Origin of the sequence: Bradyrhizobium sp. HKCCYLS20291, from assembly GCF_051167715.1 — a bacterium.
Taxonomy (GTDB): Bacteria; Pseudomonadota; Alphaproteobacteria; order Rhizobiales; family Xanthobacteraceae; genus Bradyrhizobium.
The window spans coordinates 232,383-247,354 of sequence record NZ_JBNPTO010000007.1 but is presented as its reverse complement, the minus strand read 5'-3'; the positions used below and the strand labels follow the sequence as shown (position 1 = coordinate 247,354).

15 protein-coding genes are annotated in these 14,972 nt (G+C 65.6%); 2 read left to right on the top strand and 13 right to left on the bottom strand.

The annotated features are described in order from the left end of the window. Positions 1-73: 73 nt before the first annotated feature. Both ACQR07_RS18195 and ACQR07_RS18190 read left to right on the top strand, forming a co-directional pair. Entirely contained in the window at positions 74-940 is an 867-nt protein-coding gene (locus ACQR07_RS18195) for a S1C family serine protease (RefSeq protein ID WP_434903599.1), read from the top strand. Further along, positions 937-1,323 carry a response regulator transcription factor gene (locus ACQR07_RS18190; RefSeq protein WP_434903598.1) on the top strand — a complete coding sequence of 129 codons (387 nt, stop codon included), beginning with the start codon at positions 937-939 and terminating at the stop codon, positions 1,321-1,323. The genes ACQR07_RS18195 and ACQR07_RS18190 overlap by 4 nt, the downstream gene beginning before the upstream one ends. A gap of 27 nt (positions 1,324-1,350) precedes the next feature. On the opposite strand, the gene ACQR07_RS18185 is transcribed toward ACQR07_RS18190, so the two are convergent. From ACQR07_RS18185 to ACQR07_RS18125, 13 genes are all read right to left on the bottom strand, one after another. Next, positions 1,351-1,878, bottom strand: a complete 528-nt coding sequence (locus ACQR07_RS18185; RefSeq protein ID WP_434903597.1) for a GDSL-type esterase/lipase family protein — start codon at positions 1,876-1,878, stop codon at positions 1,351-1,353. An 80-nt stretch (positions 1,879-1,958) separates the two neighbouring features. Continuing rightward, on the bottom strand, positions 1,959-3,578 hold the full coding sequence (locus ACQR07_RS18180) for a peptide chain release factor 3 (protein WP_434903596.1): 1,620 nt from the start codon (positions 3,576-3,578) through the stop codon (positions 1,959-1,961). Between the two features lie 314 nt (positions 3,579-3,892). Then, the gene (locus ACQR07_RS18175) at positions 3,893-4,900 is read right to left on the bottom strand and encodes an anion permease (RefSeq protein ID WP_434903595.1); all 1,008 of its coding nucleotides are present in this window, start codon (positions 4,898-4,900) and stop codon (positions 3,893-3,895) included. A gap of 14 nt (positions 4,901-4,914) precedes the next feature. Then, positions 4,915-5,559, bottom strand: a complete 645-nt coding sequence (locus tag ACQR07_RS18170; protein ID WP_434903594.1) for a DUF47 domain-containing protein — start codon at positions 5,557-5,559, stop codon at positions 4,915-4,917. A 143-nt stretch (positions 5,560-5,702) separates the two neighbouring features. Then, positions 5,703-6,671, bottom strand: coding sequence for a branched-chain amino acid ABC transporter permease (locus ACQR07_RS18165; RefSeq protein WP_434903593.1), 969 nt, complete (start codon positions 6,669-6,671; stop codon positions 5,703-5,705). 1 nt (position 6,672) lies between these two features. Further along, positions 6,673-7,560, bottom strand: a complete 888-nt coding sequence (locus tag ACQR07_RS18160) for a branched-chain amino acid ABC transporter permease (RefSeq protein ID WP_434903592.1) — start codon at positions 7,558-7,560, stop codon at positions 6,673-6,675. Positions 7,561-7,634: 74 nt separating this feature from the next. Beyond that, the gene (locus ACQR07_RS18155; RefSeq protein WP_434903591.1) at positions 7,635-8,858 is read right to left on the bottom strand and encodes an ABC transporter substrate-binding protein; all 1,224 of its coding nucleotides are present in this window, start codon (positions 8,856-8,858) and stop codon (positions 7,635-7,637) included. Between the two features lie 42 nt (positions 8,859-8,900). Further along, positions 8,901-9,647, bottom strand: a complete 747-nt coding sequence (locus tag ACQR07_RS18150; RefSeq protein ID WP_434903590.1) for an ABC transporter ATP-binding protein — start codon at positions 9,645-9,647, stop codon at positions 8,901-8,903. Then, positions 9,640-10,395 (bottom strand): ABC transporter ATP-binding protein, encoded by a 756-nt coding sequence (locus ACQR07_RS18145; RefSeq protein WP_434870028.1) that lies wholly within the window; start codon positions 10,393-10,395, stop codon positions 9,640-9,642. The genes ACQR07_RS18150 and ACQR07_RS18145 overlap by 8 nt, the downstream gene beginning before the upstream one ends. A 280-nt stretch (positions 10,396-10,675) precedes the next feature. Then, positions 10,676-11,023 carry an alpha/beta hydrolase family protein gene (locus ACQR07_RS18140; RefSeq protein ID WP_434903715.1) on the bottom strand — a complete coding sequence of 116 codons (348 nt, stop codon included), beginning with the start codon at positions 11,021-11,023 and terminating at the stop codon, positions 10,676-10,678. A 316-nt stretch (positions 11,024-11,339) separates the two neighbouring features. Beyond that, complete coding sequence (locus ACQR07_RS18135) at positions 11,340-13,874, bottom strand: M56 family metallopeptidase (protein ID WP_434903589.1); 2,535 nt, start codon at positions 13,872-13,874, stop codon at positions 11,340-11,342. Next, on the bottom strand, positions 13,874-14,293 hold the full coding sequence (locus ACQR07_RS18130) for a BlaI/MecI/CopY family transcriptional regulator (RefSeq protein WP_434903588.1): 420 nt from the start codon (positions 14,291-14,293) through the stop codon (positions 13,874-13,876). Before ACQR07_RS18130 ends, ACQR07_RS18135 begins: the two co-directional genes overlap by 1 nt. Before the next feature lie 161 nt (positions 14,294-14,454). Further along, positions 14,455-14,811: an ArsC family reductase gene (locus ACQR07_RS18125; protein WP_434903587.1), complete on the bottom strand. Its 357-nt coding sequence runs from the start codon at positions 14,809-14,811 to the stop codon at positions 14,455-14,457. Positions 14,812-14,972 lie beyond the last annotated feature (161 nt).

Genomic DNA, 14,972 nt, shown 5'->3' with positions numbered 1-14,972 from the left:
ACGATCCTACCCACCCGGGGAGTTTTGAATCGCCCGTCGGCGCGCCACATTGAGGGCAACCCAGGAGCCGTCGATGTCCGACCTGTCACCTCTCACTTCGCTTTCCGCCGCGCTGGCCGCCACGGTCGCCGCCGCCGCGCCCTCCCTCGTTTCGGTCCATTCGCACCGCTCGCGCGCGTCGGGCTTTCTCTGGAAGCCGGGGCTCGTCGTCACCGCCGACGAGGCGCTCGCCGACGAGGGTGAAATCACCCTGGCGCTGGCCGACGGCCGCACGCGGCCCGCAAGCATCGTCGGGCGCGATCACACCACCGACATCGCGCTGCTGCGTGTCGAAGGCGCGGAGGCCCCGGTCATGCCGATGGCCGCACAGGTGCCGCCGCTCGGCGCCTTGGCCGTCATCGTCGCCGCCGACCAGGGCACGCCGGTCGCGGCGCTCGCGATGGTGGCGAAATCGGCCGGGCGCTGGCGCAGCCTACGCGGCGGCGAGATCGATGCGCGGATCGAGCTCGACACGCGGCTGCGCCACAGCTCCGAAGGCGGTCTCGTGCTCGATTCGGAGGGGCGTGCGATCGGCATGGCCGTGCGAGGTCCGCGCCGCACCCTGGTCATTCCCGGCGCGACCATTGCCCGCGTCGCGGCGCGGCTCGAGAGCCACGGCCGGATCGCGCGCGGCTATCTCGGCGCGGCGCTGCAGCCGGTGAAGCTCGACGATGGCATCGGCGCGATGATCATGAGCGTCGACAAGGCCGGTCCCGCCGCCGCCGCGGGCCTGCGCCAGGGCGACGTGATCACCGCCCTCAACAACGCGCCCTTCAGCGGCATGCGCGCCCTGATGCGCGAGCTCGGTCCCGACAGCGTCGGTGCGGTCGTCGAGGTGTCGGCTCTACGGGCCGGCGAGCCGGTGCGGATGGCCTTGACCATAGGCGAGCGGCCGGCGTGAGCGCGCAAGACGACACGCCGATCACGATCGCGATCGCGGTCGACGATGCCGAGCTCGCGGATCGCCTGGCCGTGCTGCTCGGCAGTGTCGTGGGTCTCCGGCTCGTCGCCGCCAGCGCTGATGCCGACGTCGCGGTGGTCACGCCGCGCAGTGATGGCGCCGGCAAGAGCGAGGGCGCCGACGCGTTTCAGCTGACCGCGCGCGAGCGCGACGTGCTGGCGCTGATGGCCGAAGGCTGCTCCAACAAGGAGATCGCGCGCAGCCTCGGCATTTCAGTGCACACCGCAAAATTCCACGTCGGCTCGCTGCTCGACAAACTCGACGCCACCGGCCGCACCGATGCGGTGGCGCATGCGGCGCGGCGGGGGATCATCGAGCTGTGAGCAGTTCACTCAGCGCAGCGAGGCAGATTACTTGCGCAAGCCTGACATCACCCGGGGCAGCAGCGCTGCCGCCAGCATGCGGTAGCCGTCGGGCGTGAGGTGCTGACCGTCGACCTGATGCGGCAGGCCGCGAAGCATGCCGTTCTCGACCATCACGACCTTGATGCGGCGCTGCGCGGCCTTGGCCATGATGGCGCTGACGTTGCCGGCACGCTGATCGCCGACGCCCCTGCGGGCATCGTTGCCGCCCGGTTGCAGCACCAGGACGCGGGTCGATCCATCGACCGCGCCGTCGAAGCGGGACAACATCCCGCCGGTGGTGTCGCCATTGATGCCGGCGTTGGCGACGCTGACCTGCACGCCTTTGCCGCGCAGCATTGCCTCGAGCTGCGCCGGAAAATCCTCACCGCGGTTGACGCCCTTGCCATAGGTGTTGCTGGCACCGAGCGCGACGACCTCGGCGGCGTCGGCAGCGGTTGCGGCCATCAGGCCGCACGCGGCGAACAGTGCAATCGTGCGACGCAGGGCCTGCTGGCCGAAAGATACCGCTGGCATTTCGTTCTCCCCACCGTTTGCGCCAGGAGGGTAGCGCAGCTTCATCGGCTGGAAAAGACGGGGTGCGGTGGCAAGCGACCCTACGCCTTCTTCTTCACGTCCTTGACGTTGGAGAACACGATACCTTCGGCGCGCTCCTTGGTGTAGCCGAGATAGAACTCGTTCTTGGCCAGGAACACCGGATCGCCGTCGACGTCGTCGGCGACGCCGGAATTGTTGGAGGCGATGAACGCCTCGAGCTTCTTCTTGTCGTCGCAGGAGATCCAGCGCGCCAGCGAGAACTCGGAGATCTCGAACTCCACGGGGAGTGAGTATTCGGCGTCGAGCCGCGCCTTGAGCACGTCGAGCTGCAGCGGGCCGACGACGCCGACCAACGCAGGCGCGCCGTCGCGCGGGCGGAACACCTGCACGACGCCCTCCTCCGACATCTGCTGCAGGGCTTCCTTCAGCTTCTTCGCCTTCATCGCGTCGGTGAGACGAACGCGGCGGACGATTTCCGGCGCAAAGCTGGGCACGCCGACGAAGGTGAGATCCTCGCCCTCGGTCAACGTATCGCCGATACGCAAGGAGCCGTGGTTGGGGATGCCGACGACGTCGCCGGCGAAGGCTTCGTCAGCCACCGAGCGGTCCTGGGCGAAGAAGAATTGCGGGCTCGACAGCGGCATGGTCTTGCCGGTGCGCACCAGCTTGGCCTTCATGCCGCGGTTGAGCTTTCCCGAGCACAACCGCGCAAACGCGATGCGGTCGCGGTGGTTGGGATCCATGTTCGCCTGGATCTTGAACACGAAGGCGCTCATGCGCGGCTCGGCAGCGTCGACCTTGCGCAAATTGGAGTCCTGCGCGCGCGGCGACGGCGCGTAGCGGCCGAGACCTTCCAGGAGATCGCCGACGCCGAAATTGCGCAGCGCGCTGCCGAAATAGACCGGCGTCAGATGGCCCTCGCGGAACGCGTCGAGTTCGAACGGCTTGCAGGCTTCCTTGACCAGCTCCAGCTCGTCGGTGATCTGGCCCATGTCGAGATTGGCGTTGAGCTTGCCGAGCTCGGAGATATCGATCTGCTGCGCCGCGCCGGTCTTGGCGCCGCCGCCTTCCAGCAGACGAACACCGCCGTCTCTGACGTCATAGGTGCCGATGAAGTCGCGGCCACGGCCGACCGGCCAGGTCATCGGCGTGGTGTCGAGCGCCAGCGTCTTCTCGATCTCGTCGAGGAGGTCGAAGGTGTCGCGGCTCTCGCGGTCCATCTTGTTGATGAAGGTGATGATCGGAATGTCGCGCAGACGGCACACCTCGAACAGTTTTCGCGTGCGCGCTTCGATGCCCTTGGCGGCGTCGATTACCATGACTGCGGAGTCGACGGCGGTCAGCGTGCGGTAGGTGTCCTCGCTGAAGTCCTCGTGGCCCGGCGTGTCCAGCAGGTTGAACACCAGACCCTCGAACTCGAAGGTCATGACGGAGGTGACGACCGAAATGCCGCGCTCGCGCTCGATCTTCATCCAGTCCGAGCGGGTGTTGCGGCGCTCGCCCTTGGCCTTGACCTGGCCGGCCAGGTTGATCGCGCCACCGAACAGCAGCAGCTTCTCGGTCAGCGTGGTCTTGCCGGCGTCCGGATGCGAGATGATGGCAAAGGTGCGCCGGCGCGCCACCTCGTCGGACAGAGGCGAGCGGGACGGCTGGTCGGTGGTGACGGCAGTATCGGACATGGGGCGGCGGACGTCGTTTCGGGCCGGAGAGCGGCGATGTACGGAAAAGGCGCGGGCTCACGGCCGCCGCGCGCCCCCCATATAGGCGTTCTGCACCGCAACTCCAACCGGGGAGTTGACCGGGCGGCCGATGGGCGCGTCGGGGCCGGCGTCCCCGCCCGTGACCGTCCTTCGAGACGCGCGCCAAGTGGCGCGCTCCTCAGGACGAAGACTGAATTCGCGGCGAGACCGGTCGCCACGGCTCAATCTAGACCCTCATGGTGAGGAGCGCCGCCCTTGCGGCGCGTCTCCAACCATGAGGCCCGCGCCCCGCATCAGTGCCGGAGCACCTGCACCAGCCAGAAGCTCAGCGCCGCGACGATGGCCGAGGCCGGGATCGTGAAGATCCAGGCGTAGACGATTGATCCGGCCACGTTCCAGCGCACCGCCGAGGCGCGGCGGGCGGCGCCAACGCCGACGATGGCGCCGGTGATGGTGTGGGTGGTCGAGACGGGAACGCCGAGGAAGGTCGCCAGGAACAGCGTGATGGCGCCGCCGGTCTCGGCGCAGAAGCCCTGCATCGGGTTCAGCTTGGTGATGCGCAGGCCCATGGTGCGGACGATCCGCCAGCCGCCCATCAGGGTGCCCAAGGCCATCGCCGTCTGGCACGACAGCACCACCCAGAACGGCACCGTGAAATGCTCGCCGAGATGGCCCTGCGAGTACAGCAGCACCGCAATGATGCCCATCGTCTTCTGCGCATCGTTGCCGCCATGGCCGAGCGAGTAAAGCGAGGCGGAGGCGAACTGCAGGATGCGGAAGGCGCGATCGACCGCGAACGGCGTCGAGCGCACCGAGGCCCAGGACACGATCGCGACCAGGATCATCGCCAGCACGAGGCCGACCAGCGGCGACAGCACGATCGCCAGCACCGTCTTCGAGAGGCCGCTCCACACCGTGGCCGAGATGCCGGCCTTCGCGAAACCTGCCCCGACCAGGCCGCCGATCAGCGCGTGCGAGCTCGACGAGGGAATGCCGGCCGCCCAGGTCACGAGGTTCCAGACGATGGCGCCGACGAGGGCTGCAAAGATCACCTGCGCATCGACGATCGAGGGATCGATGATGCCGGTGCCGATGGTCTGGGCGACGTGGAGGCCGAACACGCCGAAGGCGACGAAGTTGAAGAACGCGGCCCAGAACACCGCATATTGCGGCCGGAGCACGCGGGTCGAGACGATGGTCGCGATCGAGTTGGCGGCGTCATGCAGGCCGTTCAGGAAGTCGAACGCGAGCGCGACGGCGATGAGGCCGACCAGGATGGGAAGGCCGAGTTGAGCGTCCACGGCGCGGCCCTACCCTAGACCTGTTCGATCATGATCGAATTGATCTCGTTGGCGACGTCGTCGAAACGGTCGGCGACCTTCTCCAGATGGTCGTAGATCTCGGCGCCGACGATGAAGTCCATCGTGTTGGCGTTGCGGTGCTTGAGGAACAGCTCCTTCAGCCCGATGTCGTGCAGGTCGTCGACGCGGCCCTCGAGCTTGGTCATCTCCTCGGTGATCGCGGTGATCATCGGCACGTTCTGGCCGATCGCCTGCAGCAGCGGCAGCGCCTTGCTGATCAGGTTGGCGCACTCGACCAGCAAGGTGCCCATCTCGCGCATGGTCGGCTCGAACTCCTTCACCTCGAACAGCACGACGGCCTTGGCGGTCTGCTGCATCTGGTCGATGGCATCGTCCATCGAGGTGATCAGGTTCTTGATGTCGCCGCGGTCGAACGGGGTGATGAAGGTGCGGCGGACGGCGGTCAGCACTTCCCTGGTGATGTTGTCGGCCTCGTTCTCGAACTGGCTGACGCGCTGGCAGTGGGCCAGCACGTCGTCGCCGCCCTTCAGCATGTCCTGCAGCGCGTGCGCGCCCTGGATCACCACCTTGTTGTGGCGGGCGAACAAATCGAAAAACCGCTCCTCCTTGGGGAGGACGGCGCGAAACCAGTTCAGCATGGGACGAGATCCATCCATTCCGAAACGGGCCAGGGCTGGCCCGTCACGGAAGTGTCATACTCCGGATCACGCCGCAGCAGAAGCGGCGGGCGGATCATCCACCGCTTTCTGCCTTTTCGACGATCTCTCGTTAAATCAATGACTTAGAGAGAACGCTTGAACAGATGGGCGATTTCTCCAACCACGCCGCGGCGGAAGGTGAGCACGCAGGAGACGAAGATGACGCCCTGGATGACCGTCACCCACTGGCCGAAGCCGGCCAGATATTGCTGCATGGCGATGATGACGAAGGCGCCGACGACCGGCCCGAACACCGTTCCGAGGCCGCCGACCAGCGTCATCAGCACGATCTCGCCGGACATCGACCAGTGCACGTCGGTCAGCGAGGCGTTCTGGGCCACGAAAACCTTCAGCGATCCGGCAAAGCCGGCGATGGTGCCGGACAGGATGAACGCCAGCAGCTTGTACTGGTCGGTCTTGTAGCCCAGCGAGATCGCGCGCTGCTCGTTCTCGCGGATCGATTTCAAGACCTCGCCGAACGGCGAGTTGATGGTGCGGAAGATCAAGAGGAAGCCGGCGAGGAAGCCGACCAGCACGACGTAATACAGCGTGGTCGGCTTCGACAGGTCGATGAAGCCGAACAGCTTGCCCTGCGGGATGCCCTGGATGCCGTCCTCGCCGTGGGTGAACGGCGTCTGCAGATAGACGAAGTAGAGCAGCTGCGACAGCGCCAGGGTGATCATCGAGAAGAAGATCCCCTGACGCCGGATCGAGATGTAGCCGGTGATGATCGACAGCACGAAGGCGCCGGCGATGCCGGTGAGGATGCCGAGCTCCGGCGGCAGACCCCAGACCTTCAGCGCGTGCGCGCTGCAGTAGCCGGCCGTGCCTAAGAACATCGCGTGGCCGAACGACAGCAGGCCGCCATAGCCGATCAGGAGGTTGAAGGCGCAGGCGAGCAGCGCGAAGCACAGCGCCTGCATGACGAAGAACGGGTACAAATCGGTGAACGGCACGATGGCAAGCAGCGCCGCCATGATGACGAACACGATCATCTCGTCGCGAATCGCGCGCGGCGTGGTCGGCAGGGTCTCGTCGGTGATCGATGTCATGTCAGGCCGCCCGTCCGGTCAGACCCGTCGGCTTCACCAGGAGCACCAGGACCATCAGAACGAAGACCACGGTGTTGGAAGCCTCGGGATAGAAATATTTGGTCAGTCCTTCGATCACCCCGAGCGCGAAGCCGGTGATGATCGACCCCATGATCGAGCCCATGCCGCCGATCACGACCACAGCGAACACGACGATGATCAGGTCCGCGCCCATCAGCGGCCGGACCTGGTTGATCGGCGCCGACAGAACGCCGGCGAGCGCGGCAAGGCCGACGCCGAGGCCGTAGGTGAGCGTGATCATCCGCGGCACGTTGATGCCGAAGGCACGCACCAGCGTGGGATTTTCGGTGGCCGCGCGCAGATAGGCGCCGAGGCGCGTGCGCTCGATCAGGAACCAGGTCGCCAGACACACCACCAGCGAGAAGATGACCACCCAGCCGCGGTAGACGGGCAGGAACATGAAGCCGAGATTCATGCCGCCCTGCAGGCCGCGGAAGCCGCCGATCTGCGGATAGTCGGGAATGGCATAAGGCAGGCCGGACGAGCCGAAATAGTTCTGGAACACGCCCTGCACGATCAGCGCGATGCCGAAGGTGAGCAGCAGCCCGTAAAGGTGATCGAGCCCGGTCAGCCATTGCAGCAGCGTCCGCTCCAGGATCATGCCGAAGATGCCGACGATGATCGGCGCCAGCAGCAGCGCCCACCAATAGCCGAGGCCGCCGAGATTCAGCAGGAAGTACGCGCAGAACGCGCCCATCATGTAGAGCGCGCCATGGGCGAAGTTGATGATGTTGAGCATGCCGAAGATGACGGCAAGCCCGAGACTGAGCAGCGCGTAGAACGAGCCGTTGATCAGTCCGACAAGGAGCTGTGCGTAGAGGGCCTGCATCGTCTTGTTCTGTCTCTTCTCGGCGTTTCCGTAAAGACATCAGCTCCGGCGGCATCCGTCGGAGCTGCGGCGGCTCACTTCTTCAACAGGGCGCACGCGCTCTTGTCGAGCGGCGTGAAGGCCTGGTCGCCCGGCACCGAGCCGACCAGCTTGTAGAGATCCCACGGGCCCTTCGATTCGGACGGCTTCTTGACCTCGAACAGATAGGCGGTGTGGATGGTGCGGCCGTTGGGCTGGATCTCGCCCTTGCCGAACAGTGCATCCTCGGTCGGGACAGACTTCATCTTGTCGACGACCTTGACCCCGTCATGCGGGTTCTCGCCGAGCGCGTCCAGCGCCTTGAAGTAATGCGCCAGGCCAGCATAGACACCGGCCTGCACCATGGTCGGCGGCGCGCCGTTCTTCATCCGCTTGGCGAAACGGTCCGAGAAGGCTCGAGTCTGGTCGTTCATATCCCAGTAGAACGTCTCGGTGAAGTTCAGACCTTGCGCGATGTCGAGCCCGATCGACTTGACGTCGGTGAGGAACAAGAGCAGCGCGGCGAGCTTCTGGCCGCCCTTGGTGATGCCGAACTCGGCCGCCTGCTTGATGGTGTTGGTGGTGTCACCGCCGGCATTGGCAAGGCCGATGATCTTGGCATTCGACGACTGCGCCTGCAGCAGGAAGGACGAGAAGTCGGAGGTATTGAGCGGGTGCTTGACGCCGCCGATCACCTTGCCGCCACTGGCGGTCACGACCGCCGTGGTGTCGCGCTCCAGCGCGGCGCCGAAGGCGTAGTCCGCGGTGAGGAAGAACCAGGTGGGGCCGCCCGCCTTCACCAGCGCCTGCCCGGTGGTGTGCGCGAGCATGTAGGTGTCGTAGGTCCAGTGCACGGTGTTCGGCGAGCACTGCGCGTTGGTGAGGTCCGAGGTCGCAGCGCCCGAATTGATGTAGACGCCGTTCTTCTCCTTGACGACGTTGTTGACCGCCAGCGCCACGCCCGAATTCGGCACGTCGACGATGACGTCGGCCTTGTCGACGTCGAACCACTGCCGCGCGATCGAGGTGCCGATATCGGGCTTGTTCTGGTGATCGCCGGAGATCACGTCGATCTTCCAGCCCTTCGCGGTGAGGCCGGAATCCTCAATAGCCATCTGCGCCGCGAGCGTCGAGCCGGGACCACCAAGGTCCGAATACAGTCCGGACTGATCGGACAGCGCGCCGATCTTGACCGTCTTGTCCCCGGCGGAAGCCATGCTGCCGGCGGCAACCGTGAGCGCCGTCCCCAGCAGCAATGACGCGATGAACCTGTTCTTCATTTCCAACTTTCCAAAAATCCCAAGAAACAGTCGTAGCGCCGGTCAGACGCCGAGATAAGTATGCAGCTTGTCCATGTTGGCGGACAGATCGGCATTGGCGAAACCGTCGATGACCTTGCCGTGCTCGACGACGTAGTAGCGGTCGGCGACCGTCGAGGCGAAGCGGAAGTTCTGCTCGACGAGGAGGATCGTAAAACCCTCCTTCTTCAGCCGAGCGATGGTGTGGCCGATCTGCTGGATGATGACGGGCGCGAGACCCTCGGTCGGCTCGTCCAGCATCAGGAAGCTGGCGCCGGTGCGCAGGATGCGCGCGATCGCCAGCATCTGCTGCTCGCCGCCGGAGAGCTTGGTGCCCTGGCTCTTCAGCCGCTCCTTCAGGTTGGGGAAGAGCTCGAAGATCTGCTCGAGCGTCAGCCCGCCCGGCCGCACCACCGGCGGCAGCAGCAGGTTCTCGCGGACGTCGAGGCTGGCGAAGATGCCGCGCTCCTCCGGGCACAGCGCGATGCCGAGTCGCGCGATCCTGTCGGACGTCATGCGGATCAGCTGCTGGCCGTTGAAGGCAACCGAGCCGGTGCGCTTGCCGATGATCCCCATGATCGACTTCAAGGTCGTGGTCTTGCCGGCGCCGTTGCGCCCGAGCAGGGTCACCACCTCACCGGCATTCACCGTGAAGTTCATGCCGTGGAGAATGTGAGATTCGCCGTACCAGCTCTCGAGATTCTTGACCTCGAGAATGGTGCTGGTGGCCGCCGCCGACGCGGGCTTGTTGGCCGTGATCACCTCAGGCATGTCCGGCTCCCAGATAGGCTTCCTTGACGCGCTCGTCCTTGGAGAGCTCGGAATACGGTCCCTCGGTCAGCACCTGACCGCGCGTCAGCACGGTGATGGTATCGGAGAGGTTGGCGACGACGCTGAGATTATGCTCGACCATCAGGATTGTGTACTTGGCGGAGATGCGCTTGATCAGCGCTGCGATCTTGTCGATGTCCTCATGGCCCATGCCGGCCATCGGCTCGTCCAGCAGCATCATCTCGGGGTCGAGCGCCAGTGTGGTCGCGATCTCCAGCGCGCGCTTGCGTCCATAGGGCATTTCGACAGCCGGAATATTGGCGAACTCGCTCAAGCCCACGTCGTTGAGCAGTTCCAGCGCGCGGCCGTTGAAGCGGTTTAGCACGCTCTTGGAGCGCCAGAAGTCGAACGAGGACCCATGCTGCCGCTGGAGCGCGACGCGGACGTTCTCCAGCGCCGTCAGATGCGGAAACACCGCCGAGATCTGGAACGAGCGGACCAGCCCGAGGCGGGCGACGTCAGCCGGCGCGGTCGCCGTAATGTCCTGACCCTTATACAGAATCGTGCCGGCCGACGGCCGCAGGAACTTGGTCAGGAGGTTGAAGCATGTGGTCTTGCCGGCCCCGTTCGGGCCGATCAGCGCGTGAATCGTGCCCCGGCGGATCTTGAGCGAAACATCGCGAACGGCAAAAAATCCCGCGAATTCCTTCGTCAATCCGTGGGTCTCGAGAATGAACTCGTCGGCCAATCAGAATCCCCCCGAGCCGGCGGCGCGCCCCGCGCCCGGCCCTCGCTTCTTATGACAACGCGGCTCTGCGACGACTGGACCATGCCAACCGGCGCGCGCGACCGCTTCGCGCCGGAATATGCCGTCAATCGAGGGAGTTAGGCAAGGCGGAAAGCTGGGCAGCGGGGATAGCTGTCCGGCTGGCGGACCTGACGTTGAAGCCGCTCCAACTTACCCGCCCGCAGAGAAGGCCATTCTTAGCCCCACCCGCCATCGAACCAGCGGCCGGCGTGGCGGCCGCTCAGGCGCAGCGTGGCTGATCCGCGCCGGGCTGGGACGCGAGGTAGTGCGACAACAATTGAGCGCCGGCCCTGACCTCATGGCTCGATCCATCGAAATCGCGCCCCACGGGCTCGCAGGCGCCGCCGAGATGATGCGCAAAGAAGGCTTCCGCGATCGCGATGTAGGACAGCCGGTTCTCCGGCTTCTGGAAGCCGAGTCCCTCGTCGGGATAGACGATGTAGGTCACCGGAATCCGGCGCTGCCGCATCGCGCACACGATGGTGTCGCTCTCGGCCATCAGGCAGCGAACGTCGTTGGCGCCGTGGAAGATCAGCATCGGCTTTTCGATGTCGTCGACCTTGTGGATCGGCGAGCGCTGCGCCAGCAGCGCCCTGCGCGACGGCCCATTCGACCATGTCGATCAGATCGTCATGCATGCGGCGCGCATGCTGCTTCTCGCTCGCGGCGACGAAGGCGCGGCCGAAGCCGGTCGAGCCGCGATAGTTCACTGACAGCACCGCATAGCCGCGATCAGCGAGCCATTGATAATCGCCGCGATAGCCGTAGCTGTCGCGCCCCCAGGGACCACCACATTCAAGCCGGGATTGTACTCAGCGGATGCCGTCAACTCGCGGCAGTTCCGCGGCTGCCGACGTCGTGACGTCGCAGCCGCGGTGATGCGATCAGAAGGATGGGCCGAGCGCGAGGCGGGCGATGCGGCCGTTGCGGGCTAGTCCGATACGCCACTCGGCCATGCCGTTGACGAAATGCACCATGTAGACGTCGTTATCCATCCCCCCCGACACGCCGCGGAAGCTGACGGCTCTGATCTCGCCGAGCCGGGCGAGAATGGCCTGGTTCATCGACAATTGCTGCCGTGTCCAGGTTGCGACCTCGGGCGTCATCCGCGCGTAGTCCGGCTCGCCGCGCAGGACGGCCGCGATATAGTCGCGCAGCTTCGCCTCGGTGTCCGGTCGCGGCGTCGAGCGCTGCGCGCCGAAACGGTCGACGACAGCGCCTGGCTGCACGGCCTCAACGGTGTGGAAGCGCGTCCGTCGTCCCGGCATGAGGATCTCGAGGCAGCGCCCCGACGCATCCGCAACCACCCAGGGGCTGCCGATCTCGGTGGTGAAGAACGTCGACCGATCGTCGGCGACCACCAAATGCGCGATCCGCTGGCCGCGGTCGTCCACCCGGTACAGCTGAACGTCCTGACGGCTCGCATTGTAGATGGTGAGCCGGATCGGCGTCGCATCCGGTCTTGCGCGCAACGACGCCTCGCTGCTGCAGTCGAGCACCTCACCCAGCGCCTGGCTTCCTTCGGGGCGGAAGATCAGATCGTCCGCTTTTCCGTCGGATGTCATCAGCAGCAGGAACTCCGCGGTGCCGTTGGCGAACTTCACGCCGAAGATGTCGTAGCCTCCGGGGGTGACACCGCGAAAGAAGATCGTCTCGACCTCACCGAGCGTCTTGATCATGCTCTGCAGCCGCGTCGCATGCTGGCGGATGTGGGCGGCCAGCAACGGGCTCATGAGAGCGTAGTTCGGGGCTCCGCGTCGCAAATCGGCAATGCCACGCAGGACCATCTCGCGGCTGCCAGCGGTCGGAACCTGCTCGCGGAAGCGCTCCGGCGCCTCGGCGATGCGGCGTGCGAACGTCTCCTCGATCGCCTTCGCCCTGTTCTCGTCGACACGGCGGGCCACTCGCGCGCCGAGCAGCGAATCCTGCAGCAGAACCCGGTTCACCCGGCCCTTGCCGTCGCGCAGGAACAACACGAGATCGCCGCCTCGACCGGTGAAGGAGTCGGTGCAGTCGGCCGTCACCGCGAAGCTTCCGCGTCCGGTCTCGGACAATTGCAGACCAGCAGCAGCGGAGCTGACCGTGAGCACGCGGCTGCCGTTGATCTCGTACCAACCGGCATAATCGTCGGCAGCCGCCGTGGCGACCGAGCCTTCGCACGCCGTGAACTCGGTGATGCGCGCTGCCTTCAGATCGCGCTCCAACTGGTGCAGCACCAGTTCGCGCGGCGCAGGCTCACCCAAGACGAAGCTGAGCAGCCCCGCACTGTCGGCATAGGCATAGTGGCCAGGCTCGGCGGAGGCGAGCCGAAGGCGGGGCTGGCCGGTCAATTGGCCGTACAGCCCATCACCCTGCCGGGAGATCGCAAATACACCGCGCGCGCCGGCCGCGTAGAAGGCGACGTGCTCGGCGCGCCCGTCGGGGGCGGCGAGATCATTCGGGCCGGGCACGGCCTTGGCCGCGGCGATGTCGGTGCGGGTGGCGACCGCCAGTCCGGACAGCACGGCGAGCGGCATCATCAGCATGGCAAAGGCCACACGGCGGCTCGGTGCGAGCTTCGGCCAGGCACTCGCGTCCGACAGGATACGCTCGATCCGCGCCAGCACCGTCGACGGCCGCGCCATCTCCAGCGCAACGATGCGACGCCGCGGCGCCTGCACGATGTCGAGCAGGATCTCGGCATACGACACGCGATCGTCCAGCACCGCGATGGCGCTGGCGTCGCTGATCATTTCGGCGAGATCGGCGAGCCGGCGATGCTGCCACCAGGCGAACGGACTGAACCAGAACAGCGCGCGATTAACGGCGGCCAGGATCAGCACGTGAAAATCGCGGTTCGCGATGTGCGAGGCCTCATGAGCGAGGACGGCCTCCTGCTTCCGCGCATCCCACGACCGCCATTGCGGCGGCACCAGCACGGTCGATCCGATCGTGACCGGGCTTGCGATGGCCTCGCTCAGGCGCAGTCGCATCGTCCCGTCGAGCGGCTGCGCATTGCGCGCCAGCCGCCAGGTCAGGACCAGACCGATCACGAGGCGCAGCAACATGAATCCGGCGACGGCCAGATAGATCAACGTCGCAACTGCGCCCAGGTTGACGGGGTTCTCGGCCGTGAGCGGCGCCGGGTACGCACGCGGCGTAGCATCAGGCGCAGGCTCCGCCGCAGGTGCTGCGGACATTGGAAAAGCGTCGTCAGGCAGCCAGCCGGCTTGAGCGACCGGGGCCGCTACCGGCTTGAGGGTGATCGTGACGGTGGACCAATGCATCGCAAACGGCATCGCCAGCGACGCCAGGAGAACGACCAACCAGGCCGTCATCTGAAGCTGCGGATGGCGCACGCGGCACAGCCAGAGGCCGAGGCCTACGACACCTCCCAGCAGAATGGTGCGCAGCGCCGCTTCCGCCAGAACAGCGAGCATCATTTCCTCCCGCTCGTTGACCTTCCCGTTGGCTTGCCCGACGACTTGTCCTTCTTGGCCTTGGCGATCTGATCGGCCAGCGCCTGCAATTGCCGCTGATCGAGCATCGCGTTGTCGACCATGCCGACCAGCACCTCCTCGACCGAGCCGTCGCAGAACCAGTCGACGATCCGCTGCACGGCCTTGGCGGCGACCCGAGCCCGCGGCTCCGCGGCCGTGTAGACATAGGTGCGGCCATCGACCGTATGGGTCACATAGGTCTTTTCCTCCAGCCGGCGCAGCACCGTGCGCACGGTGGATTCCTTGAGCTTGCGCGACAGCTTCTCGCGGACGGCCTCGGCCGTGACCGGACCATGCTCCCATACCAGTTGCATGACCTCACGCTCGAGGTCGCCGAGTTCGGGGAGGCTGGCGTCCATGATCCGTCCTTGCAACCGAGCTGTGTAACGTTACACATTGTCGCTCAATTGCAGGTGTCCAGCAACAGCTTTCCGTCGAGCATCGCCCTGGGGCCCGTGTAAAACCACGGCCGGCGGCCTCATCTGCTGACGCGGCCCCATCCGGCCGGTTGCAGATCAGCCTATTTCGCGCCCTTGACGGCTTTGGCATAGACATCCGGCTTGAAGCCGACCACGCGCTTGCCGCCGAGATCGAGCACCGGGCGCTTGATCATCGAGGGCTGCGCCAGCATCAGCGCGATCGCCTTGCTTTCGGTGAGACCTTCCTTGTCGGCGTCGGGCAGTTTCTTGAACGTCGTGCCGGCGCGGTTGAGCAGCAGTTCCCAGCCGACCTCGTCGCTCCACGTCTTCAACGTCGTCTTGTCGATCCCGGCCGTCTTGTAGTCGTGAAAGGCGTAGGCCACGCCGTGCTCGTCGAGCCAGGCACGCGCCTTCTTCATCGTGTCACAGTTCTTGATTCCGTAGATCGTGATGCTCATGGCCATCGTCCTCAAACCATCGTGTCCGGCTGCGCGCGATGTCCCATGTTGCGACAATCGGCCCCGCATTTTGCAGTGCGATTCACCTGCTTTTGATGCGCAAGCGCGCTCCGTTCCACAATCGGAATTCACTCCGACCTTTGCCATGAAACTGTCGGCTG